15 protein-coding genes and 1 pseudogene are annotated in these 23,845 nt (G+C 62.9%); 9 read left to right on the top strand and 7 right to left on the bottom strand.

Features of this window, described 5'->3' with window-relative positions; genetic code table 11:
- Positions 1-36 precede the first annotated feature (36 nt).
- Positions 37-576, top strand: a complete 540-nt coding sequence (locus NKI21_RS09635; RefSeq protein WP_023808760.1) for an Lrp/AsnC family transcriptional regulator — start codon at positions 37-39, stop codon at positions 574-576.
- An 8-nt stretch (positions 577-584) separates the two neighbouring features.
- Here the strand turns inward: NKI21_RS09635 and mtnA are convergent, their stop codons facing one another.
- Together mtnA and mtnK are read right to left on the bottom strand one after the other, a co-directional pair.
- Entirely contained in the window at positions 585-1,679 is a 1,095-nt protein-coding gene (gene mtnA, locus NKI21_RS09630; RefSeq protein WP_352609362.1) for an S-methyl-5-thioribose-1-phosphate isomerase, read from the bottom strand.
- Complete coding sequence (gene mtnK / locus NKI21_RS09625) at positions 1,676-2,950, bottom strand: S-methyl-5-thioribose kinase (protein ID WP_352609363.1); 1,275 nt, start codon at positions 2,948-2,950, stop codon at positions 1,676-1,678. The genes mtnA and mtnK overlap by 4 nt, the downstream gene beginning before the upstream one ends.
- Positions 2,951-3,085: 135 nt before the next feature.
- Between mtnK and NKI21_RS09620 the strand changes: the two genes are divergently transcribed.
- From NKI21_RS09620 to NKI21_RS09605, 4 genes and pseudogenes are all read left to right on the top strand, one after another.
- Positions 3,086-4,597: a sugar ABC transporter ATP-binding protein gene (locus NKI21_RS09620; protein WP_352865396.1), complete on the top strand. Its 1,512-nt coding sequence runs from the start codon at positions 3,086-3,088 to the stop codon at positions 4,595-4,597.
- Between the two features lie 79 nt (positions 4,598-4,676).
- Positions 4,677-5,672 (top strand): ABC transporter permease, encoded by a 996-nt coding sequence (locus NKI21_RS09615; protein ID WP_352865393.1) that lies wholly within the window; start codon positions 4,677-4,679, stop codon positions 5,670-5,672.
- A 51-nt stretch (positions 5,673-5,723) separates the two neighbouring features.
- Positions 5,724-6,776, top strand: coding sequence for a substrate-binding domain-containing protein (locus NKI21_RS09610; RefSeq protein WP_023808755.1), 1,053 nt, complete (start codon positions 5,724-5,726; stop codon positions 6,774-6,776).
- Positions 6,777-6,875: 99 nt separating this feature from the next.
- Positions 6,876-7,721 (top strand): annotated as a pseudogene (locus NKI21_RS09605) (acyl-CoA thioester hydrolase/BAAT C-terminal domain-containing protein).
- Here the strand turns inward: NKI21_RS09605 and NKI21_RS09600 are convergent.
- The 3 genes from NKI21_RS09600 to NKI21_RS09590 form a co-directional block, all read right to left on the bottom strand.
- Positions 7,707-8,576, bottom strand: a complete 870-nt coding sequence (locus NKI21_RS09600; RefSeq protein ID WP_352865390.1) for an alpha/beta fold hydrolase — start codon at positions 8,574-8,576, stop codon at positions 7,707-7,709. The pseudogene NKI21_RS09605 and the gene NKI21_RS09600 overlap by 15 nt on opposite strands.
- 165 nt (positions 8,577-8,741) lie before the next feature.
- Positions 8,742-10,796, bottom strand: a complete 2,055-nt coding sequence (locus NKI21_RS09595) for a bifunctional aldolase/short-chain dehydrogenase (RefSeq protein ID WP_352865387.1) — start codon at positions 10,794-10,796, stop codon at positions 8,742-8,744.
- Positions 10,797-10,886: 90 nt separating this feature from the next.
- Positions 10,887-11,852, bottom strand: a complete 966-nt coding sequence (locus tag NKI21_RS09590) for a sugar-binding transcriptional regulator (RefSeq protein ID WP_352865384.1) — start codon at positions 11,850-11,852, stop codon at positions 10,887-10,889.
- Positions 11,853-12,043: 191 nt separating this feature from the next.
- Between NKI21_RS09590 and NKI21_RS09585 the strand changes: the two genes are divergently transcribed.
- The 4 genes from NKI21_RS09585 to NKI21_RS09570 all read left to right on the top strand — a co-directional run bounded on the left by NKI21_RS09585 (position 12,044) and on the right by NKI21_RS09570 (position 19,220).
- A complete protein-coding gene (locus NKI21_RS09585) occupies positions 12,044-13,696 on the top strand; it encodes an acyl-CoA synthetase (RefSeq protein ID WP_352865381.1) in 1,653 nt (550 codons plus the stop codon).
- 365 nt (positions 13,697-14,061) lie between these two features.
- Positions 14,062-14,667, top strand: coding sequence for a TetR/AcrR family transcriptional regulator (locus NKI21_RS09580; protein WP_023808749.1), 606 nt, complete (start codon positions 14,062-14,064; stop codon positions 14,665-14,667).
- A gap of 55 nt (positions 14,668-14,722) precedes the next feature.
- On the top strand, positions 14,723-15,874 hold the full coding sequence (locus tag NKI21_RS09575; RefSeq protein ID WP_352865378.1) for an efflux RND transporter periplasmic adaptor subunit: 1,152 nt from the start codon (positions 14,723-14,725) through the stop codon (positions 15,872-15,874).
- 199 nt (positions 15,875-16,073) lie between these two features.
- On the top strand, positions 16,074-19,220 hold the full coding sequence (locus NKI21_RS09570) for an efflux RND transporter permease subunit (RefSeq protein ID WP_352865375.1): 3,147 nt from the start codon (positions 16,074-16,076) through the stop codon (positions 19,218-19,220).
- A 68-nt stretch (positions 19,221-19,288) separates the two neighbouring features.
- Here NKI21_RS09570 and NKI21_RS09565 read toward each other — a convergent pair whose 3' ends face one another.
- Both NKI21_RS09565 and NKI21_RS09560 read right to left on the bottom strand, forming a co-directional pair.
- A complete protein-coding gene (locus tag NKI21_RS09565) occupies positions 19,289-20,998 on the bottom strand; it encodes a trimethylamine N-oxide permease (protein ID WP_352865372.1) in 1,710 nt (569 codons plus the stop codon).
- Positions 20,999-21,382: 384 nt separating this feature from the next.
- Positions 21,383-23,752, bottom strand: coding sequence for a trimethylamine N-oxide demethylase (locus tag NKI21_RS09560; protein WP_352865370.1), 2,370 nt, complete (start codon positions 23,750-23,752; stop codon positions 21,383-21,385).
- Between the last annotated feature and the right edge of the window lie 93 nt (positions 23,753-23,845).

Here is a 23,845-nt window from a genome sequence, read left to right as displayed (position 1 = left end):
CCGTATTCTATTCAGTGGAGAACCAGGAATTTCGCCATGGATGAAGAAACAGATGGTATTCCGCAGAACAAGGCTACGGCCCGCGACCTCGACGCGATTGACCGAAGAATATTAGGCGTCCTGGTCGATGACGCCACGATCAGCTACGCCGAACTCGGCGATCGCGTCGGCTTGTCGCCACCCGCAGCGCATGAGCGGGTCAAACGGCTCCGTCGCAGCGGCGCCATCCGCAACACGGTCGCCATCATCGATCCCCGGGCGGTGAAAAAGCCTTTGCTTGCCTTTGTCCATATCGACACCAGGGGCTGGGGAAAGACGCCGGAACTGATGGCGGTCTCGCAATATCCCGAGGTCGAGGAGATCCATACCGTCGCCGGCGATACCTGCATGCTGCTGAAGGTCCGCACGGAAGACACCAGAGCACTCGAAGGCCTTCTGGCGCGCCTGTACGAAACGCCGGGCGTCACCTCGACGCGCAGCTATGTGGTTTTATCGACCTATCTGGAGCGGCCGGTGCAGCCGGGCATTACCGAGACATGGCCGACGCCGAAGCATATGGCCGAGCCTCTGTACTAGGGACGTGGCTACGCCCGCTCGGGGAACATCGCCTTCAATCCCTCGCGCGATGCCTTGGCAACGCCGCGCTCGGTGATCAGGCCGGTGACCAGCCGCGCCGGCGTCACGTCGAAGGCCGGGTTGGCCGCAGGCGTCGTCTCCGGCGAAATGCGCACCTGGGCAATCTCGCCGGCAGCGGTCTTGCCCCAGACCAGCGAGACCTCGTCGGCCGAGCGCTGCTCGATCGGGATCTCGGCCAGTCCGTCATGCACCGTCCAGTCGATGGTCGGCGACGGCAGCGCGACATAGAACGGCACATCATTGTCGGCGGCGGCGAGTGCCTTCAGATAGGTGCCGATCTTGTTGCAGACATCGCCGTCGGCCGTGGTGCGGTCGGTGCCGACGATGACCATGTCGATCTCGCCGCGCTGCATCAGATGGCCGCCGGCATTGTCGACGATCAGCGTGTGCGGCACGCCGTGGCCGGCCATCTCCCAGGCGGTCAGCTGGGCGCCCTGGTTGCGCGGCCGTGTCTCGTCGACATAGACGTGGACCGGAATGCCGGCTTCCGTGGCCAGGTAGATCGGCGCCGTGGCGGTGCCGTAGTCGACGGTGGCCAGCCAGCCGGCATTGCAGTGGGTCAGGATGTTGACCGGCTCGCCCTTCTGCTTGCGCGCAGCGATCGCCTTGATGATGGCGAGACCGTTCTCGCCGATGGCGCGGTTGAGGCCGACATCCTCGTCGGCGATCTCACTGGCCCGCCGATAGGCGGCTGCCGCGCGTTGTTCGGGAGGCAAAGGCCGCAGGAAGCGCCGCATCTCGTCCAGCGCCCAGCGCAGATTGATCGCCGTCGGCCGTGTCTCGTGCAGGGTCTCCCACACGGCGTCGAGCGCTGCATCCGACGGATCGTCGGCCATCTGCATGGCGACGCCGTAGGCAGCGGTGACGCCGATCAGCGGCGCGCCGCGTACCCACATGTCGCGGATGGCGGTGGCGATGCCGTCGACCGTGCCGATCGTTTCGATGCGGAAATCATGCGGCAGCCAGCGCTGGTCGATGATATCGACCGAACGGCCGTCGTCGCTCAGCCAGATGGTGCGATAGTGGCGGTCGCCGACGTTCAAAGGCTGCTCTCCTGTTCGATCAGCGTGGCCAGTTGGTTGACCTCGTCGATGCTGTGGATCTGGCGCCGGTTGACGGCGAGGTGACGGCCGAATTTCAGCGCCTTTGCCTCACAACTGGCGCGCAAATCCTCATCGGCAATGGTCTCGAAATCGGCATTGTGGGCGAGGCCGAGGATGCGCCTGTGCACCTCGATGCCGGCAAAGCCGAGCAAATCGGTCCACATCTGGTGCAGAACATGGTCGAGCGCCTGCTCGGCACCGAGCCTGTCGCCCTGATCCTCGAACAGGCTCCTCTGGTAGAGCATGCCGGTGCGTTCGGTCCGCCATAGATGCGAGAACTCGGCGCGGAACACCGCCCAGGTCTCGGTCGTCACCCCGAGCAGATAGGCGCGCATGGCGTCACGCTTTCCCTCCTGCTCGTGGCCGCGCTGCGAGAAGAAGGACATCCAGAAATTGGCGAGCAGCATGCCGACATCGAAGGCCATCGGGCCGTAGAAGGCAAACTCCGGATCGATCATCCGGGTTTCGGTGTCGGTGACCATGATCGAGCCGGAATGCAGATCGCCATGCAGCAGCGTTTCGGCATTGGCGGCGAAGATGTGCTTCAGCCGCTGCGCCTCGACCTTCAGGTCACGGTCGGCGCGCAGTTCGGCGACCAGGCCGTCGAGCTGCGGCGAGGTGTGCCGGTTCATCTTGGCGTCGAAATAGGGGTCGGAAAACACCAGGCTTTCGGTGATGTCGCAGAGCTCGACATTGTCGGCGAACAGCGCCAGATCGGCCTTGCGGTCCTTGGCGGCCATGTGCAGGTCGGAGCCGCGAAACAGCGTGCGGGCCATGAACAGGCCGATGTCCCGGGCAATGTTCGGCAGCTGGCGGCCGTCGATCAGGGCGCGGCGCAGGATGATGTGCGGCGGCGCAAGATATTCCATGATGATCAGCGCCTGGCCTTCATCGAAATAATGGATCGCCGGCACCGAGCCTGGCGCGCGCGCCTCTTGCCTGGTCAGCGCGTGATATTCGAAGAAGGAGCGCTTCAACGGCAGCGGCCAGCTGTCGCCGACCAGGCGAACATAGGGCAGGGCCTGCTTGACGACGGCTGCACCATTGGCGCCCTCGGCAATGAACACCAGGTTGAGATTACCGTCGCCGACCTCGCGGACCTTCCAGGCGCCAGTGTCCTTGCCGATCTTCGCGCACAGCGCCTCGTTGCCGCCAAGGCGTGCAGCCAGGGTTTCGACCGATAGTGCTTCGAACGGCAATTTTTCAGTCATCGTCATCCTCCCGCTTATGCGCTCCGAACATAACGGACGCATGGCGGCTGGGCCAAGCTAGGAAGCGATCTGGCAATTGTCAATCGTGTTGACAATTGCCGATGCAGCCCATAGCGTCATGTCAGGGAGGAACGCATGGTCGGTAATGCCGTGTTCCGCGTAGAGGGACTGAGGAAATCCTTTGGCCATAACGAGGTGCTTGGCGGCGTCTCGGTCGAATTGCATGCCGGCGAAGTCACCGTGCTGATGGGCGCCAACGGCGCCGGCAAATCCACCCTCGTCAAGATCATCTCCGGTGTCTACGAACGCGGCGGCGGCACGATGGCGCTCGCCGACCAGGATTTCGCACCGAAAACCCCGGCCGAAGCGATCCGCGCCGGCGTCGTCACCGTGCACCAGAATATCAACGACGGTGTCGTCGCCGATCTCGACGTCGCCACCAACCTGACCCTCGACCGACTGAGCGGCAGCGGTGCGCCGACCCTGTTCAATCCAATGCGCGTGCGGCGGGAGGCCAAGGCGGTTGCCGACCGCATGGGGCTGACCATCGATTTGAAGGCGCGGGTGAGCGATCTTTCGCTGGCCGATCGCCAGATGGTGGCGATTGCCCGCGCGCTGGCGCACAAGCCGAAAGTGCTGATCCTCGACGAGCCGACCTCATCGCTGTCCAGCGCCGAGGCCGACCGGCTGTTCGCGCTGATCGACAGGCTGCGCGAGCAGGGCGTGGCGATCCTCTACATCTCGCATCGCATGTCGGACATCAGGCGGTTGGCCGATCGCATCGTCTCGATGCGTGACGGGATCATCTCAGGCATTTTCGACAAGAAGCCGCTCGACTATGAAGGCGCGGTCAACGCCATGCTCGGCCGCAAGATCCATCTCGAGCAGATCGTCGTCAGGAATTCGGCCAAGGCCGTCCTCAAGATAGAAGGTCTGCGCATTGCACACGGCGCTCGGCCGATTTCGCTGACGCTCGGCGACGGCGAGGTCGTTGCCATCACCGGCCTCGTCGGCGTCGGCAAGACGGCGCTTGCCGAGACGCTGTTTGGCGTGCGCCAGCCGCTCGCCGGTACAATGACACTGAACGGCAGGCCTTATGCGCCTGAAACAGCCGGCGAGGCGATCGCCGCCGGAGTGTTCCTCGTCGCCAAGGACCGCGGCGAGAATGGCATCGTCCAAGGCTTCAACATCCAGGAAAATATCAGCCTGCCGTTTCACAAGCGCATGTCGCGCTTCGGCATCCTGAGGCGCCGCCTCGAACGCACCACGGCACGCCGGCAGATCGAGGAGCTGAGCATCGTCTGCCGTTCCGAGAAGGACGAGATGTCGGAGCTGTCCGGCGGCAACCAGCAGAAGGTGATGGTCGCCCGCTGGATGGCGCAGGAGGCAAGACTGTTCATTCTGGATGAGCCGTTTCAGGGCGTCGATATCTCGGCCCGGCGCGACATTGCCGCCAAGCTCAGGGCCAGTGCAAACGGACGCGCCACGCTGCTGTTCGTCACCGAACTCGACGAGGCGCTGGAGACCGCCGATCGCATCCTGGTCATGTCGGAACAGACCATCGTCGGCGAACACCGCAATGCCGATGTCGATCTCGATCGCCTGCTGGCCGAGGTCGCCGGCGGACCGCTGCACAGTGCCGCCTGAGCGCGGGCGATAGGAATTGGAATGGAGAGAGCATGGGTTCGGATTGGGTAAAGACGGCAGCAGCGCGCGGGAGCGCCGGATGACATTGCGCGACCACGCCATCCGCTACGGGTTCATCGTGCTCTTGTTCGGGCTCGTCGCCTATTTCTCGAACGCCGCCGACGGTTTCGTTTCGCCGCAAAGTGCCGTTTTCATCTTCCAGTCGGTCGCCATCACCGGCGTGCTGGCGCTCGGCGTCACCGCCACGCTGGTCGTCGGCGGCTTTGATCTGTCGATCGGCTCGGTCGCCACCTCAGCCATGATGGCGGCGGCCTATGTCATGGTGGTGCTGGAGCAGAACGCCCTTGTCGCGGTCGTCGTCTGCCTGCTCATCGGCGCCATTGTCGGCCTGATCAATGGCTGGTTGATCGTCTACATGCGCGTGCCCGATCTGCTGGCGACGCTCGGCATGATGTTCCTGCTGGTCGGCCTGCAGCGCATTCCGACAGAAGGCCGCTCGATCGCCACCGGCATGACCATGCCCGACGGTTCGGTCGCCAACGGCAAATTCTCCGACGCCTTCCTGGCGCTCGGCCGCCACCGCTTCGACTTCTTCATCCCGAACCTCATTCCGGTGTCGGTAGTCGTGCTGCTCGTGCTCGCCGTGCTGATCTGGTTCTTTCTCGAATACACCCGCTTCGGCCGCATGATGTATGCCGTGGGCAGCAATGAGCGCGCCGCCGAACTGGCCGGTGCGCCTGTCAAGGCATACAAGATCTGGGCCTACGTTATTTCAGGAGTTTTTGCCTCGATCGGCGGTATTTTGCTCGCTGCCCGGCTTGGACGCGGCGACATCGCCTCGGGTAATAATCTGCTGCTCGATGCGGTCGCCGCGGCGCTGATCGGCTACGCGGTGCTAGGTGCCGCCAAGCCGAACGCCTTCGGCACTGCCATCGGTGCGCTGTTCGTCGGTATCTTGCTGCAAGGCCTGACGATGATGAACGCGCCTTACTACACGCAGGATTTCGTCAAGGGCGTGGTTCTGGTCGTCGCCCTTGTCTTCACCTTTGCGCTTTCAGGCAGAGGCAGGAGGTAGCTTTCGACCGGAACAGGTTTTTCGAGTTCAACAAGAGTGGAGGAAAACAAAGTGAGCATTACAAGAAGACTTCTGGGGAAGGTGGCGCTCGGATTGGCCGGCGCAACCATGCTGATGCAGGTCCCGGCTTTTGCCGCGGACAAGCCGGCGCCTTTCGACAAGCCCGGCGTCAAGATCGCGCTTGTGCGTTATCTCTCGACCGGTGACTTCTTCCAGGCCTATCTCTCGGGCGTCGAGGCACAGTCGAAGGCGCTCGGCATCGATCTGCGCGTCCTCGACAGCCGCCAGGATGCTGCCCTTCAGTCCGACATGGTCGATCAGGCCATCGCGCTTGGCGTGCAGGGTATCATCATCCAGCACGGCCTGACGGAATCGATGAAGGACGCCGCCCAGCGTGCGGTCGACGCCGGCATCAAGGTGGTGGCGTTCGACGTCAATGTCGAAAATCCCAAGATCCCGCAGATCGAACAGTCCGACCGCGACCTGGCGCGCCTCGCGCTCGAGCAGGCGGTCAAGGACAATGGCGAAAGCTGGAATGCCGGCTATGTCTATGTCGCCGGCATCGCGCCGCTCGACCGCCGCAACGAGACCTGGGTCGACGTCAAGAAGAAGTATGCCGGCATCAAGGAAGTCGCGATGTTCGGCACGCTCGACAATCCGATTGCCAACTCCGTCGCCAACCAGGCGCGTTCGGTGCTGACGGCGCATCCCGACATCAAGGTGATGTTCGCTCCCTATGACGAATTCGCCAAGGGCGTGAAAATCGCTGTCGATGAAGCAGGCTTGAACAAGGGCATCAAGATCTATTCGGCCGATATCTCGACGTCCGACATCGCTGCGATGCGTGAGCCCGACAGCGCCTGGGCAGCGACCGCCGCGACCAATCCGGCCGTCGTCGGCCAGGTCTCGGTGCGTGCGCTGGCGCAGCTGCTGGCCGGCGAAGATCCCGGCCACAACGTCGTCGTGCCGCCGACGCTGATCACCCAGAAGGACCTCATCGACAAGGACATCAAGAACATGGAGGACCTGTCGGCCAAGCTGCCGCAGTTCGCCCACGCCGATGTCGCGATGCCGGCCTGGATGCCGAACCCGAACGCCAAGTAACTTTCGCGCGAAGGCCGCCTGCAGCCGCTTGCTGCAGGCGGCCTTTTGCCGAATATTTGCAGCCGGCTCGCAGGTTCCGGGCCAAGGTTCGGTGCGTAAATGGAAGCACAGGCGGCAATCGAGAAAAACCTGTCCGGCGCCGTCGCTGGAACATTGTTTCGATGCCCGCACGCTACCACCGGCGTGGTGGTGCTGGGTGGATCGAGTGGCCGCGTCGATGTCGGGCGCGCACGGCTCTTTGCAAACCAGGGTTCGTCGGCCCTTGCCCTGCAATGGTTCGGCGGTGAGGGCCAGGCTCCCGGAATATGCGAAATTCCCCTCGAAACCTTCTTTGCGGCAACCGACTATCTCATTGGAACGGGATGCCGCCGCATCGTCTATGTCGGCACATCCAAGGGTGCCGAGGCATCACTCCTTGCGGCCGTCCATGACCAGCGCATCAACGCTGTGGTCGCTATCAGCCCGTCATCGGTAGTTTGGGGAAATATCGGTGCGGGCCGGGATGGCGTCAGCTGGCCTGAGCGGTCCTCATGATCGCTCGACGGTATCCCCCTGCCATTCGTGCCGACAGATCCGGATTGGGCACCCAAGCAGGTGGATGGTCTGGTGTCTTACAGCGGGTTGTTCGAAGGCAGCTTGAAAACCTTCAAGCGGGAAGCGAATGCCGCGACCATCCCGGTGGAAAAAATATCGGCCGAGATTGTGCTTGTCGCGGGTGGCGACGATGCGCTGTGGCCCTCCCTATGGTTTGCGGAAGAGATTGTCCGGCGGCGCGGCAAAGCCGGCAAGGTCACCCGCCTCGTTTCATCGCCGGATGCGGGGCACCGTATTCTCTTACCGGGAGAAATCACACCACACTCGGCATCGCATCTGCATGGCGGCAGTGACGAGGCTGATCCAAGACTGGGAACCAGGGCCTGGAAACACATTCTAGAGTTGCTGTAGCACTAGTTTCGCGGCGGCGGCTGAAGGGTGTTGGTCGTTCCAGAAGTCGAGCACAGTCGAGATTATTGCCTCTGGCGCGTCTTCCTGAACGAGATGTTTGGCATTTGGAACCGTGATGAACGGCGCACCGGAGATGCGACGCGCGAGTTCTCGCCCGTCGTCGAGCGGAATCCACTCGTCGTCTTCACCCCACAGGATCGTCACAGGGCAACGTATCTCGTCGTATCGCCACTCGACCTCTCGACTGTACTTGTCGTCCATCTGTGCGATCTGACGCCAAAAGGCCTTTTGTCCCTCGTCTCCAAGCCATGGCTGCAGATAGAGCTGCATTTCGTCCGCGCGCAATGCGTTCGCGACAGCGCCGCCGATATAGGCGCGAAGCATGGCTTCATGGATATAGGCCGGCAGACTGGCAAACGCTTTCTCGTTTTCTTTTGCCGCTTGAATCAAGGGCGATCCCTGAGGGCTGATCGCGACCGGATCGATCAGCACCAGAGAGCGATAATCGAGCCCGTTCAGCAGGTGGCCACGCAACGCGACGGAGCCGCCGAAGTCATGCGCCACAATGTCGGGCCGCTCCAGCTCCCAGTGAGCGTAGAGCGCCGCGAACAGCTGGTTTTGAATACCGCGCGACACGTCCGCGTCGGGCTTGGCGGATTGCCCGTAGCCGAGCATGTCGAAATAGTAGATCCGGCGCCGTTGCCCGAGCCAAGCTGCAATCCGCCGCCATTCCACCGACGAGAACGGGGTACCATGAAGCAAGACCACCGGCGGGCCGTCGCCGATCGTTCCCCATGCGATCGGGTGACCCGAAAAAATGAAGCGTTCGGGCAGGGACCAGTCATCGGCTGGCATGAGGGAACTCCTCGAGAACGTAACAATTTGGCTGCTTGACCTTGCTCGATCTCAATGGCCGGTCGGGTCGAAAGTTCCCAACCGCCCTTTCTCCAGCGCGTTTCCGGCCAACAGGCTCAAGTTTCGGAGTTGCACCGCACCTTTTCGTCTGGACGGATCTCTACGTCAGCGCAGGGCTGCCGCGATATTGCCACCATCGACCGTCGTCACATCGGCGGTGGTCCGGTCGGCCAGTGCATGATGCAGGAAGGCCTGCGCCACGTCCTGCGCCGTCACTTCCTGGCCGAGCAGATTGCCGGACATGTAGTCCTTCTCCGACACGCCGCGCGCGCCCGAACGGCTGGCAATCATGGCGTCGGTCAGAAGCCCCGAGCGGATGCGGTCGGCGTTGACGGCGTTCGAGCGGATGCCATGCGCGCCATAGTCGAGCGCGTATTGCCGGGACAGGAACAGCGTCGCTGCTTTCGGCACGCCATAGGCGCCGAACTTCGGGCCGGGGTTGACCGCCTGTTTGGAGGTGTTGAACAAAAGTACGCCGCCGGTGCCCTGTTCGAGCAAGATGCGCACGGCATTCTGCGCCACCGACTGATGGGCAAAGAAATTGAGCTCGAAACTCTTGCGCAGGAGTGCGTCGTCGAGCTCACCGATGCGGCCTTCCCAGGCCGCCCCTGCATTGGAAACCAGGATGTCGACACCGCCGAACACGGCGACGGCTCTGTCGAAGGCGGCACGCACCTGCGCCGGGTCGGTGATGTCGGCTGCGACGCCGATCGAATTGTTGCCGGCCTTCTTCGCCGCGTCGGCAGCCTTTTCGGCGTCGAGATCGACGACGACGGCATGGGCGCCATTGTCGGCGAACAATTTGGCTGTCGCTGCGCCGATCGCGCCGGCGCCGCCGGTGATCAGCACCACCTGGCCAGTCAGTGGCTTCGGCTTGTTGGAGGCGAGCTTGGCCTGTTCCAGCGACCAGTATTCCAGCGGGAACAGATCGGCCTTGGAGAGCGGGTGGAAACGGCCGACCGCCTCGGCGCCGCGCACCGCCTCGATCCACATCTCGCCGACATCCGAGGCGATCTTCGCGTCCTTCAGCGTGCGGCCGTGGCCGAACATGCCGAGGCCGGGCACCAGCGTCAGCCGCGGCATCTGGTCGAGCATGGTGCGCTTGACGTCGTCGAGCGAATCATTGGTTTCGAAATAGGCGCGATAATCGTTGGCGAACGCGTCGACATGGCTCTTGATCACCGCCTTGTAGTCGCCGGCCTTGTCCGCATCGGGCGCCGGCAGCGCCATCGGCCCGGTCTTGATGCGGATCGACAGATCGGGTGTCGACACGCCGCGTCCGGCATAATCGGCAATCTCGGATGAATTGATGAAATCGACGATTGCCGGCGAAGTGCGGAAGTCAGAGATCATGCGGTCGAAGCGGCCTTCGCCGCGCGCTACCGCCACCGCTCCGCGCAGCATCGGCGCAATGGACGCCGGTGTCGCGAGCTTTGCCGGCAAGGCTGCCTTTGCCGCCTTCGGCTTGCCGCTTGCGGCAATGAAGTCCTCGGCGACATTCACATAGTGGATCATCCGGTCGTAGGCCTGTTTGGCGTCGTCGCCGAAGGTGAAGATGCCGTGCTTGTCGAGGATCAACCCTTCGACATCAGGGTCGGCATCGAAGATGTCGGCCGCCGCCTTGGCGAGGTCGAAGCCGGGCATGATATAAGGCACGTAACCCATCTTGCTGCCGAAAACCGTCTTCACCAGCGGCTTGGAGTCCTCCTGGTCGACGATGGCGAGGATGGCGGTCGAGTGCGTGTGGTCGACGAATTTGTGCGGCAGGAAGGCATGCAGCAGCGTCTCGACCGACGGGTTGGGCGAGGACGGGTCGATGAGGTTGACGCGTTGCAGGGCAACCATGTCCTCGTCGGCCAGCCTGTTCAGCGCGCGCGCCTTGAGCAGCGGCTTGAGCTTGACCGCCGGCAGGCCCTGCGGCTCGATGACGCCCATATCCCAGCCGCTGCCCTTGACGCACAGCACGTCCCACTGGTCGCCGACGAGGTCGGTTGCCGTCGTCTTGCAGGAAGTGTTGCCGCCGCCATGCAGGACCAGCCGTGGTTCGCCGCCGAGCAGCCGGGTCGTGTAGACGCGCAGCGCCAGGTCGCGGCCGATACCCTTTTTCGCATAGTCTGCGACGAGTTTTTCGGCTGCTTCGTCATTCCACAAGTTCTTCATGTTCGCTTCGTCCGGTTGCTGTCTTTGTTGGTGAAACAGGAATGCCGCGACGCTTTGATGACAATGCGCCGGCGACGGAGAGGGGATTTCCTAGGAGGTCTTTTCTGTCGTGGCAGCCGCATGATCCAGGAGCCGCTGCGCCATGTGCGCGCCGACCACCAGATGCGTGCAAAGGCCGCCGGCGATCGCCGCGAGCAGCGGTTCGAACTTGCTGTCCTCCTGCACCACCACCAACCGCCTGTCGATGGCGCGCAGCGAGGCAAGCTCGGCGGAGATCACCCGCCTGTTATAACTGCAGTCGAGCACCTTGCCTTCGGCGTCTATGATCTGCCCGGCAATCACGCCGGCAGCGCCTTGGCTGCGCAGATCCGCCATTTCACTGGGCGTCAGCGCGCCGCATTTGACCAGATGGCTGTCGGCGTCGACCGCGCCGACCGAGTATAATGCCAGGTCGCATTCGCTGACACCCGACAATTGTTCCCGGATCACCGGCTCGGCACGCAGCGCCCGCGCGAGTTCTTCCGTCGACAGCACCAGCGGCGCGTAGAAATTGAGCCCCTTGGCGTTGAGCCGCCGCGCGATCTCCATGGTGCATTGGTCGGGCCGATAGGAATAGGGTGCGCCGAGATTGCCGCAGAGCTGCACCACAGTGACGTCCTGCAGATCGGCATAGGACATGACGTCGGCGATCATGTAGACGGTTCGGCCCCAGGCAACGCCGATGCGGTCGCCCTTCTTGACCAGTTCGAGAAAGACACTCGCCGCCAGCACGGCGATTTCCGTCGACGGGTCGGCAATATGATCATTCTCCGGTGCGATCCAGACGGCGTCGAGGCTCAACGCATCCTCAAGCTTGCGCGCCAGCACGTCGTCGGTGAAAAGCTGGGTCGAAGTCGAGATGTTGACGATGCCGGTCTCGCGTGCCTTGCGCAGGTACATGGCGACCGAGGCACGGGAAATGTTAAGTTGGCTCGCCACCTGGTCCTGCCGCAGGCCATGGGCATAGTAGAGCCAGGCGGCCTTGTGGATGAGTTGTTCTGCCGGTCGGATCGCCATGCCGTCTCCTCGGCTGACATTATTCACGGCTCTCGACAAAAGTCAAACTGGGCAGGAGGTATGCGATACTCCCGCTTACGCCGAATCTGGTTCATCATTGCGCCGAATGCGCTCTGTCGTGGCATCGTTTGTGGTGACGCGGCCCGAGCCTGTGATTAGAACGTCTGAAAGAAAATCGCGGGGAGCATGGGATGGGCAGTCCTTACGAACAGGATCTCGACAAGAACGCGGCCAACCATCAACCGCTGACACCGCTCACCTATCTGGAGCGCGCGGCCAAGACCTATCCCGACCATCTCGCCATCATTCACGGCCACCAGCGTATCGACTATCGCACTTTCTGGCAGCGGTCGTTGAAGCTTGCCTCGGCGCTCGACAGGCGCGGCATCGGCAAGGGCGACACGGTCACCGTCATGCTGTCAAACACGCCGCCGATGCTGGAGGCGCATTTCGGAGTGCCGATGACCAAAGCGGTGCTGCATTCGCTCAACACTCGCCTCGATGCCGCGGTCGTCGCCTTCCAGCTCGATCATGCCGAGACCAAGGTGCTGATCGTCGACCGCGAATTCTCCAGTGTCGTCAAGCAGGCCCTGGAACTGACCAAGGTCAAGCCGCTGGTCATCGACTATGACGATCCCGAATACGCCGATGACGCGCCGTATCCGAAGGGCGAGCGGGTTGGCACGCTGGACTATGAGGCGTTTGTTGCAGGCGGCGCCGAGGATTTCGCCTGGTCGATGCCCGACGACGAGTGGGACGCCATCTCGCTCAACTACACTTCCGGAACGACAGGCAATCCGAAGGGCGTCGTCTACCACCATCGCGGTGCCGCGCTGATGGCCTACACCAACACCATTCATGCCGGCATGGCCAAGCACGCGGTCTATCTCTGGACGCTGCCGATGTTCCACTGCAATGGCTGGTGCTTTCCCTGGACGCTTGCTGTTCAGGCCGGCACCCATGTCTGCCTGCGCTGGGTGCGGCCGAAGCCGATCTACGATGCGATTGCCGATCGCGGCGTCACCCATCTCTGCGGCGCCCCGGTCGTCATGTCGGTGCTGATCAATGCCAGAGACGAGGACAAGCGCGAATTCCCGCAAACGGTCACCTTCAACACCGCGGCAGCTCCGCCACCGGAAGCCGTGCTGTCCGGCATGGCGGATGCCGGCTTTGCCGTCACCCATCTCTACGGCCTGACCGAGACCTATGGCCCGGCGGTGGTCAACGAATGGCATGGCGCCTGGGACGATCTCGAAAAGGGTGAGCGCAGCGCCAGGAAGGCGCGGCAGGGCGTGCGCTATGCAGCGCTCGAAGGCCTGACGGTCATGGACCCCGAGACGATGCGGACGACACCGGCCGATGGTGAGACCATCGGCGAGGTCATGTTCCGCGGCAACATCGTCATGAAGGGCTACCTGAAAAACCGCAAGGCGAGCGACGAAGCCTTCGCCGGCGGCTGGTTCCATTCCGGCGATCTCGGCGTCATGCACCCCGATGGCTACATCCAGCTCAAGGACCGCTCCAAGGACATCATCATCTCCGGTGGTGAGAACATTTCCTCTATCGAGGTCGAGGACGCGCTCTACAAGCACCCGTCGGTTGCCTCTTGCGGCGTCGTCGCCAGGCCCGACGACAAATGGGGCGAGGTGCCTGTCGCCTATGTCGAGCTGAAGCCCGGCAAGATCGCGACCGAAGCCGAGATCATCGATCACTGCCGCGCGCTGCTTGCCCGGTTCAAGGTGCCGAAGGCGGTCATCTTCGCCGAAATCCCGAAGACCTCGACCGGCAAGATCCAGAAATTCCGGTTGCGCGAGATGGCAAAGGACCTGACTTCGTCATCCTAGGGTGGAGCAGTCGCGAAGCGACGTCGCGGAAACCCTAGGATCCATGCCGTGACCTCTCAGCCATGCTCCAACGTCGAGGATGACAGGGCGCGCTTACCAGCGTAACTTCTTGATCCGCCACACTCTTCAGCAGACGTCGCGGCATGGATCCTAGGGTCTGCGCCGCGTCGCTTCGCTCCTTGCTTCGCCCTAGGATGACGAATTCATCAGGGCCAGCCGCTAATAGCGATCGTCGATTCCACCTTCTCCCTGTCACCATCTGTCACCATTCGTACGCGTACATCGAATCCGCGTTGACAGGCCGCTCTTTTCAATTTACGAGTGACGAAAATCGAAATTCGTCACTCGTAAATTGACAGAGGATCATGTCCGAAGCCGCCACCATAGTCGCCGAAGCCGCCCGACAGGAAAATGTAACGCGCATTCTCGATTGCGCCGAGCGCTTGTTCCGGCACTATGGCTACGGCAAGACCAATGTCGCCGACATCGCGCGTGAGCTCGGCATGTCGCCGGCCAACATCTATCGTTTCTTCGCCTCCAAGGTCGAAATCCACCAGGCCGTCTGCGGCCGGATGCTCGGTGCCAGCTACAAGATGGCCTACGAGATTTCGCGCCTGCCGATCAGCGCCGAGGAGCGGCTCCGGCGTTACGTGCATGCGCAATACAAGATGACGATGGAGGTCATGCTCGACGACCAAAAGGTCCACGAGATGGTCATCGTCGCCCTCGAACGGGATTGGGGTGTGATCGACAAGCATGTCGACAGCATTCACGACCTGTTTGCGGAAATCATTCGTGACGGCATCGAGGCCGGTGAGTTCAGAAAACAGGATCCGGTGATCGCGTCTCGCTGTTTCGGCGCCGCGACCGTCATCCTGTGTCATCCGCAGATGGTGGCGCAATGCCTTGCCAAGACCAACCGGGCAATGCCTGACGACCTCATCGATTATGCAATCAAGGCTTTGAAGTAGCTGCCGCCCGCCGGGCGCCGGTTCAACGATTCATCTCCATTTCGGGAGTACGCGCGTGTCTTCGTTCAGTTCAATCATCAGCAGGCTGCCGGCTGTGGGCCCGGTGCTGCTTGTCACCGCCACTCTCGGGCTTGCCGGCTGCAGCCAGGAAAAAGCCGAAGTCAAGGATATCATCCGTCCGGTCAAGGTTGTCGAGATCGCGAAGGTGCATGACACCCGCATGCTCTCCTATTCCGGGTCGGTGCGGGCCCGCACCGAGAGCGCTCTGGCGTTCCGCGTCAATGGCAAGATCACCGAGCGCCTCGTCGATATCGGCCAGCATGTGGCCTCGGGCGATGTGCTCGCCCGCATCGATCCCATTGACTACGACCTCTCGGTCAAGAGCGCGCAGGCAGCGCTCGATGCCGCCGAGCGGCAGGTCGAGACCGTGGAGCTTGCCCGCAAGCGTGCCGAGCAGCTTTTTGCCAAGAATTTTGCCCCGAAATCACAACTCGAACAGGCGACCTTGACCTATGACCAAGCGGTCGCCACGCGTGATTCCGCCCTTTCGACACTTGCTCAGGCGAAGAACCAGGTCGGTTATACCGATCTCAAGGCCGACAGGGATGGCATCGTCACCACGGTCAGCGCCGACGTCGGCCAGGTGGTCGGTTCCGGCACGCCGGTTGTTACTGTCGCTGTCGACGGCGAAAAGGAAGTGCTGATCGCCGTTCCCGAAATGGAAATCGCCGAATTCAAGCCGGGCAAGGCCGTCAAGGCGGGCTTCTGGTCCGACGATGCGCTGGCGCTCGATGGCAAGGTCCGCGAAGTCGCCGGCAGCGCCGATCCGCAGTCACGCACCTTTGCCGTCCGCGTCAGCCTGCCCAACGATCCGCGTGTGCTGCTCGGCATGACCGCCAGCATCGAAGCCTCGGCGGCCAATGAGCGGCAGCTGGTCTCGATTCCGCTGAGCGCACTGGCCGAGCAAGGCACCCAATCGATCGTCTGGACCGTCGATCGTGGCGCCGACACCGTTCATGCCCGTCCGATCAAGGTTGCCGAGTTCGCCGCCGATGGCGTGCGTGTCGCAGAGGGTTTGAAACCCGGCGATGTCGTGGTCGCCGCCGGCACGCAATTCATGACCGAAAACCTGAAGGTGAAGCTCGCCGGTGATGCGGCGCTGCAATCGGCATCCGCGGCAGACGGCGACGCCAAGCAGGTGCGCTGACGACAGACAACCGGCTGCGCGTTCCCGCAGTCGCTGGTTTCCGGGCGGCAGGCGCCCGACCGAGACGCTCGATTGATGTAACCCCCACATCGATTTCGCGTCCCACCGCGATGAGCGTTTCTCCTCTCGGAGAGCCTTGCCGCCCGGAAGCCACTACGAACCCTCGATTTTGTTGCGCTAGATAGATGGACCAGCGTCGATGACCAATTCCACGGAAGAGAAGCGGCCCTTCAACCTGTCGCGCTGGGCAATCGGCCATCCCGCCATTGCGCGGTTCCTGTTCGGCCTGATCATCATTTCCGGCGCGCTCGGCCTGATGCGCATGGGCCAGAAGGAAGATCCCGATTTCACCTTCCGGATCATGGTCGTCCAGGCGATCTGGCCGGGCTCCTCGATCAAGGAGATGGAAGACCAAGTCGTCAACAAGATCGAACGCAAGCTGCAGGAAACGCCGCATCTCGATTTCGTGCGCTCCTTCACCCGCGCCGGCAGCGCCATCATCACTGTGCAGATCAAGGGCGACACCAACACCGCCGAGGTGACCGACGCCTTCTACCAGGTGCGCAAGAAGGTCGGTGACATCGCCGGTGACTTGCCGCAAGGTCTGCTCGGCCCCTATTTCAACGACGAGTTCGGCGACACCTTCATCACGCTGCATTCGATCAGCGGCGACGGCTTCAGCTATCCCGAACTGAAGAAGTTCGCCATCCAGGCGCGCGACATGCTTTTGACGACGCCCGGCGTCGAGAAGGCCGTCATCATCGGCGACCAGCCGGAAAAGCTCTATATCGACGTCTCCTCCAAGGCCCTGGCCGAACGCGGCCTGACGCTGACCGATCTGCAGAGTGCGATCAAGGGACAGAACAATGTCGACCCGGCCGGCTCCGTCGATACCGGCACCAACTCGGTACGCATCTCCGTCGAGGGCGACGTCGGCAAGGTCGAGGATATCCGGAACCTGCGCCTGCGCGCCGGCGGCCAGGTCACAAGGCTGGGCGACATCGCCACGGTGACCTCGGGGCTGGAAGATCCGTTCCAGCGCAAATACCGCTTCAACGGTCACGACAGCGTGCAGTTGGGCGTCGTCATGGCCAAGGGCTTCAAGGTTACCGACGTCGGCAAGGATGTCGAGGCCACCTACAAGCGCTTCGAAGAGGCGCTGCCCTACGGCGTTGCGGTCGACCAGATCTCCGACCAGCCGGGCGTCGTCACCGATGCGGTGGCCGAGTTCATGCATGCGCTTGGCGAAGCGCTGCTGATCGTGCTCGTCGTCTCGTTCCTGTCGATAGGCTGGCGTTCCGGCCTGGTCATCGCCATCGCCATCCCGCTGGTGCTGGCTGCGACCTTCGCCATCATGTACGAACTCGGCATCGACCTGCAGCGCATCTCGCTCGGCGCGCTGATCATCGCGCTCGGTCTTCTGGTGGATGACGCGATGATCGTCGTCGAGATGATGGAGCGCAAGCTGGAGGAGGGGATGGTCAAGGTCGAGGCGGCGAGCTTCGCCTATTCCTCGACCGCCTTCCCGATGCTGACCGGCACGCTGATCACCACGGCCGGCTTCATTCCGGTCGGCTTCGCGGCCTCAACCGCCGGCGAATATGTCCGCACCCTGTTCTATGTCGTCGGCATCGCGCTGATCGTCTCCTGGTTCGTCGCGGTCTATTTCACGCCATGGCTCGGCAACATGATCCTCAAGCAGCGCAAGCATGCCGGCGGCCATCACGATGTCTTCGACACACGTTTCTACCGCCGGCTTCGTGCTACCGTCAGCTGGGCCGTGCGCTATCGCATCATCGTCCTGGTGATGACGCTGGTCACCTTCGGCACCAGCCTGTGGGCTTTCCAGTTCATTCCGCAGAACTTCTTCCCGCAATCGTCGCGGCCGGAAATCCTTGTCGACCTTTGGCTGCCGGAAGGCACCAGCATCAAGGAAGTCGAGGCGCAGGCCAAGGCGCTCGAAACCAAGATGATGGACGACAAGGACAAGCGTTTCATCGCCACCTATATCGGCGAAGGCGCGCCACGCTTCTTCCTGCCGCTCGACCAGCAACTGAGCAATCCCAACTTCGCCCAGCTGCTCGTCATGGCCAATGACGAACCGGCCCGCGAACGGCTGATCGTCAAGTTGCGCACCGTCCTGGCGCAAGACTTCCCATCCATCCGTGCCAAAGTCGATCGTCTGTTCCTCGGCCCGCCGACCGGCTGGCCGGTGCAGATGCGCGTCATGGGGCCGGATCGCCAGGAGGTGCGCCGCATCGCCGACCAGGTGAAGGCGAAGTTCCGCGAGGATCCGCTGCTTGGCGCCGTGCATGATGACTGGCTGGAGCCGGTTCCGGCGATGAAGCTGGTCATCGACCAGGATCGTGCCCGCGCACTCGGCGTCACCTCGCAGCGCATCCGCCAGATGCTGCAGGCGGCGATGTCCGGCGCGCCGCTCGACGACTTCCGCGACGGCGAGGAGACGGTGTCCATCGTCGCCCGCGAGCCGGATGCCAGCCGCAGCCTGCTGTCCTCGGTCGACTCGGTCTATATCCCGACCGACTTCGGTGGCTTCGTGCCGCTGTCGCAGGTTGCCAAGGTGGTGCCGGTGCTGGAGCAAGGCATCGAGTGGCGCCGCGACCGTCTGCCGACCATCAGTGTGCGGGCAACGCTGCCCGACGGCGTGCAGTCCAATGACGTCGTCACCAAACTGTACAAGGATATGCAGGGCCTGCGTGACGGATTGGCGCCCGGCTACAAGGTCGAGATCCAGGGCGGTGCGGAGGATTCGGCGGAAAGCCAAGCTTCGATCGCCGCCAAGGCGCCGATCATGCTGGCCGTCATCGTCGTGCTTTTGATGATCCAGCTGCAGAACTTCGGCAAGGCGATGCTGGTGCTGGCGACCGGTCCGCTTGGCATTATCGGTGCTGCCGCGGCACTCTTGATCAGCGGCGCGCCGTTCGGCTTCGTCGCCATTCTCGGCGTCATCGCGCTGCTCGGCATCATTATGCGCAACTCGATCATCCTGGTCGACCAGATCGACCAGGACATCGCCGCGGGCATGGACCGCTACGAGGCGATCATCGGTTCGGCCGTTCGCCGTTTCCGGCCGATCACGCTGACGGCGCTGACGGCGGTGCTGGCGCTGATCCCGATCTCGCGCGGCGTCTTCTGGGGTCCGCTCGCCTACGCCATGATGGGCGGCATCCTCGTTGCCACGGTGCTGACCATCCTGGTCCTGCCGGCCGGTTACGCCCTGTTCTTCGGCCGGGAGCCGAAGAAGCGCGGGGCGGAGGGGCGGACGGACGATCTGGAACTGAGCCAGGAAGCCGAAAAGCCGCAACTGGCGCTGGCCGCCGAATAGATCGATCACGCCAGTCTAAAGGCAGGGGGGGCGCCTATGCGCGCCCGATCCTTTTCACTTTTACGAGGTCAGATGACGAAGAACCAGTTGGCGAGCAGCATCACCACCACGCCGGCGACCAGCGTCAGATAAGGCAGCATGCCCGCCTTTTTGACCGAGAGGTCGGCCCCCGTCATGCCGAGATCGGCCAGCATGTGGTCGGGGAACTTGCCCTTGTCCTGGATATAGTGGCGGAAGCAGAACACCGGGATGATCAGGGCCGCGGTGATCAGGCCGGCCCACAGCGCCATCGGGTTCCACACCTTGGCGCCGGCGCCCATGAAGATCATGTTGACATAGGCGAAGATCGCGCCGACGCCGAGCAACCAGCTCGGTGCTTTCCAGGGCCGGGCGATATGGCCGTTGTCGATGCGGTGGATCCAGCCGGCGTTGAGGTTGAGGAAGTTGAAGATGATATAGCCGCAGTTCGATACGGCGAGGATGAAGAAGAAGCTCGTCGCGTCGGCAGAGGCGATGGCCAGCACGATCAGGTTGAAGACGAGATCGGTCCACATTGCCCGCGTCGGCGCGCCATGTTCGTTGACATGGCTGAGATAGCGCGGCAGCCAGCCATCGACCGAGCCCTGGTAGAGCGTGCGCGAAGAGCCTGCCATGGCGGTCATGATGCACAGAACCAGAGCCAGGATCATCAGCATCACCAAGAGGCTGTGGATCAGTGCGCCGCCGCCGACCATGCCGGCCAGCGCGTCGGCGACACCGGAGCCGTCGACGATCGGTGTCGCCAGCATGCCGTTGAGGCCAAGCACGCCCTGGAAGGTGAACGGCACCAGGATGAACAGCAGCATGCACAAAAGGCCGGAATAGAAGATCGCCTTGAACGTGTCGGTGCCCGGGTTCTTGAACTCCGAGGTGTAGCAGACGGCGGTCTCGAAACCGTAGGTCGACCAAGCGGCGATGAACATGCCGCCAAGCACCAGCGTCCAGCCGGCAATGTTCCAGGCGCCGGGTTCGGGCGCATAGGCGGCCGCCAGCGGCACCAGCGGCGAAAAATTCGCCCAGTTGATCTGGCCGGTGACGATCGGCACCACGCCGACGATCAGCATCGGGATGATGACCAGCAGGCCGATATATTTCTGCACGTTGGCAGTGCCGAGGATGCCGCGATGCTGGATGGCGAAGATGATCAGCATCAGCACCGCACCGATGAAGAAGGTCGCGTTGAGGGTGAACGAGACCGGCCCCAGCGTGTGGCTGTAGAGCGTCCAGTTGCGGATCACCGGCGTTGCCGCGGCGGTCACCGCGGTGATGGCGTCGGCGGCACTCGTCCCGGCATGCGCGGCGATATAGGCGACGACTTCGGGCGAGGCATCGGTGAACAGCGGCACCGGCGCCAACGCGTTTAGGATATAGGCGGCGGCGATCGAGCAGCCGAGCGACAGCACCGGCGACCAGGCGAACCAGTTGCACCACACCGACAGCGGCGCGATGAACTTGGAATAGCGCAGCCATGCGGTGGCGCCGTAGATCGACGCGCCGCCCGACTTGTTCGGAAACAGGCCGGCGATTTCGGCATAGGTGAAGGATTGCAGGAAGCCCATGATCATGGAGAAGATCCAGATCGCGAAGGCCAGCGTGCCGGTCGTGCCGGCAATGCCGCCGATCGAGAACAGGACGAGGGCAGGCACGCCGCTCGCCACCCAGAAGGCGCCCCGCCAGTCGATATTTCGGTGCAATTTGCCTTCGGCAAGCGGCTCCAGGACAGTCGTTATCGTGCTCATATGTCTTTGTTCCCCATTTTGATGTTCCCCGTTCGTGACCGCCGCGGCTTAGCGAGGCTTCACCATCGACGCATGCATTGATCGACTGCCGGTGTTTCCACTCAGTCGTATTTTTTTCTTAACAGTGAAGATTGATCCGGCGCGCTTTCACGTCAAGCGAATTGTCGCGCCGTGCACATCACGCTTGCGAAACATGTCAGCTTCACACTGGCGGGCAGGATTGTTCGGAAAAGGACCAGGGGTCTGGAAACGAAAAACCCGCCGGAGGCGGGTCGCGGCGCAAATCAGCACCATGGACGAATATGTAGCATAGCTGCCCTCAGCGGGTCAAGAAAAAATTCCTATCACCGACTGCCAGCACGGCCTCACCGTCTTGGAAGGCCGTCAGGAGCGTGGTTTGGTCTTTTGCGGATCGTAGTGGGCGAAGGCGACGACGCGCGCCGGCAGCCGCTTGGCATGGCCGTCGAGCTTGCCGATCTCGACCTCGGTACCGACAGCTGAATGGGTGACGTCGAGCCTGGCCAGCGCGATGGTCTTGTTCAGCATCGGAGAACGCATGCCCGACGTGACCACGCCGATCTGGGCGCGGCCGACATGCACGCAGTCGCCATGGCCGACGTCGATATTGGCCTCGATGTCGAGGCCGACCAGCTTCGTCTGCGGGTGCTCCTTGCGGCGGATCAGCGCTTCGCGGCCGATGAAATCGTCGGTCTTGCTCTTCAGCGGCACGGTGAAGCCGATGCCGGCCTCGAACGGGTCGGTCTGGTCGGAGAATTCGTAGCCGGCGAAGATCAGCCCGGCCTCGATGCGCACCATGTCCAGCGCCTGCAGCCCCATCGGCTTCAGTCCATGCGACTGGCCGGCTTCCCAGATGGCGTCGAACACTTTTTCGGCGTCGCGCGGATGGCACCAGATCTCGTAGCCGAGCTCGCCGGTATAGCCGGTGCGCGAGACCACGACCGGAATGCCGTTGCCGCCACCAATGCGGGCGACGGCGAAGCGGAACCATTCGAGTTCGTCGATCGATGGCTGCAATGGCGAAGTCCAGATCACTTCTCGCAGGATGTCGCGGCTCTTCGGACCCTGCACGGCGACATTGTGCATCTGGTCGGTCGACGAGCGCACCAGCACGTTGAGACCCAGCTTGGCGGCCGTCTCGCGCAGCCATTCGCCGGACAGATCGTCGCCGCCGACCCAGCGGAAATTGTCCTTGCCGAGCCGCAGCAGGGTGCCGTCGTCGACCATGCCGCCATGCTCGTAGCACATCGCCGAGTAGACCACCTGGCCGACGCCCAGCTTCTTGACCTCGCGGGTCAGCGTGTATTGCAGCAGCGCTTCGGAATCCGGACCGGTAACCTCGAACTTGCGCAGCGGCGACAGGTCCATGATCACCGCGTCCTGCCGGCAGGCCCAGTATTCGGCGATCGGCCCGTCCTTGGCGAAGGAATTGGCCAGCCAATAGCCCCTGTACTCGCCGAAGTTGCGGGTGTGCTTGGCAAAGCTCGAATGAAAAGCTGTCTCGCGGGTCATTTTCGGTTCCGAATCGGGCGTCATGCGTCTGGCGATCGCTCGCGAGAATTTGTGCTGGCCGGAATAGGTCCGCACATGGATGTCGGTCGGGTTCCAGCCATTGGCCGGCGTCGTGTCGTCGGGGCAGGCGGAGGAAACGCAGACGATGTCGGTGAGCGCCCGCAGCAGCACGTAGTCGCCCGCCCGCGACCACGGCTCGTCGGACACCATGACGCCATGCGCGTCGATCGCGGTGTTGAAGAAGAAGTTGATCGCCATCCAGCCGGCGCGGGGCGTGACGCCTTTGTCCAACAACGCGCGATTAAAGTTCTCAGAGCAGTTGGTGTGGCCGGGATAGCCGATGTCGTCGTAATATTTGGCGGCGCAGGCGAGCGCGAAGGCGTCGTGCCGACCGCATGTGTCCTGCACCACCTCGACCAGCGGCTCCATGTCCTGGTCATAGTATTTGGAATGCAGGCCGGGCATCGGGTAGCTCGCACCCATCAGCGTGCGCGTTGTCGTCACGTCGAGCGGATGATCCAGTCCCCTGTCCAGCTTGCGCGCCGAAAAGCACTGGAAGTCGGTGCACTGGCGGCCGTCGACATCGATGATCTGCAGATAGTCACCGGCCTTGACGAAATAGGCCTCCGCCGTCGCCGAATGGACACGCAAATCGAGCACCGGGTCGGCCAGCGGGTCCGCCAACAGCGATTTCGCCGCCGGGCGGATCGTGGCGCGGCGAACGATGGCGGTCAGCGGCGTCGCCGTGTCGTGACCGTCGACCAGCATCGGCCCGCCGGGGGCCGCAATCAGCATCGAGCCGTCACGCGTGACCGTGAATGTTTGTTCTGTACCGGCAGGCGTAGTGGCGCCGAACACCCGCACCGCCTTGGCATGGTCAAGCTGCACCTGCCGGCGCGCGAGCCCGCTCCGTAGCGATGCGAGGCTGTCGTCGTCCTCTATGAGCAGCGCCTTGATGCCGGCAGCGTTGCTGTCCGATGCTTCACCGAAAATGCCGGGATCGGTCGCGCCGGTCCTGTCCCAGGCCAGCAACTCGCAGGCCTGGCCACCCTCGACATTGCGCACGGTGATCGTGTCGCCGGCCATGATATCGATGAGCACCGCGCCATTGCCATGGATCGTATAACGCTCCATGCCCGGCGGCAGCGCGATCTGGCCGGGCCTCAGGATGAGGCTCGGCCGCGGCGGTCCGGCGGCAATTGCGGGGTAGGGCGACTGGCTCATCTCAGCCTTGCGGTTCGAGAAACAAGTTTGCCTGTGTGTGAAATTATTTTAGCGGTAAGAATAGCAGTGCGCGTGCGTTTGGCAAGGCGAAGC

This window comes from Mesorhizobium sp. M0715 (assembly GCF_040320355.1).
GTDB lineage: Bacteria > Pseudomonadota > Alphaproteobacteria > Rhizobiales > Rhizobiaceae > Mesorhizobium.
Note: the sequence above shows the minus strand (reverse complement) of the source record. Positions and strands in the feature narration are given on the sequence as shown.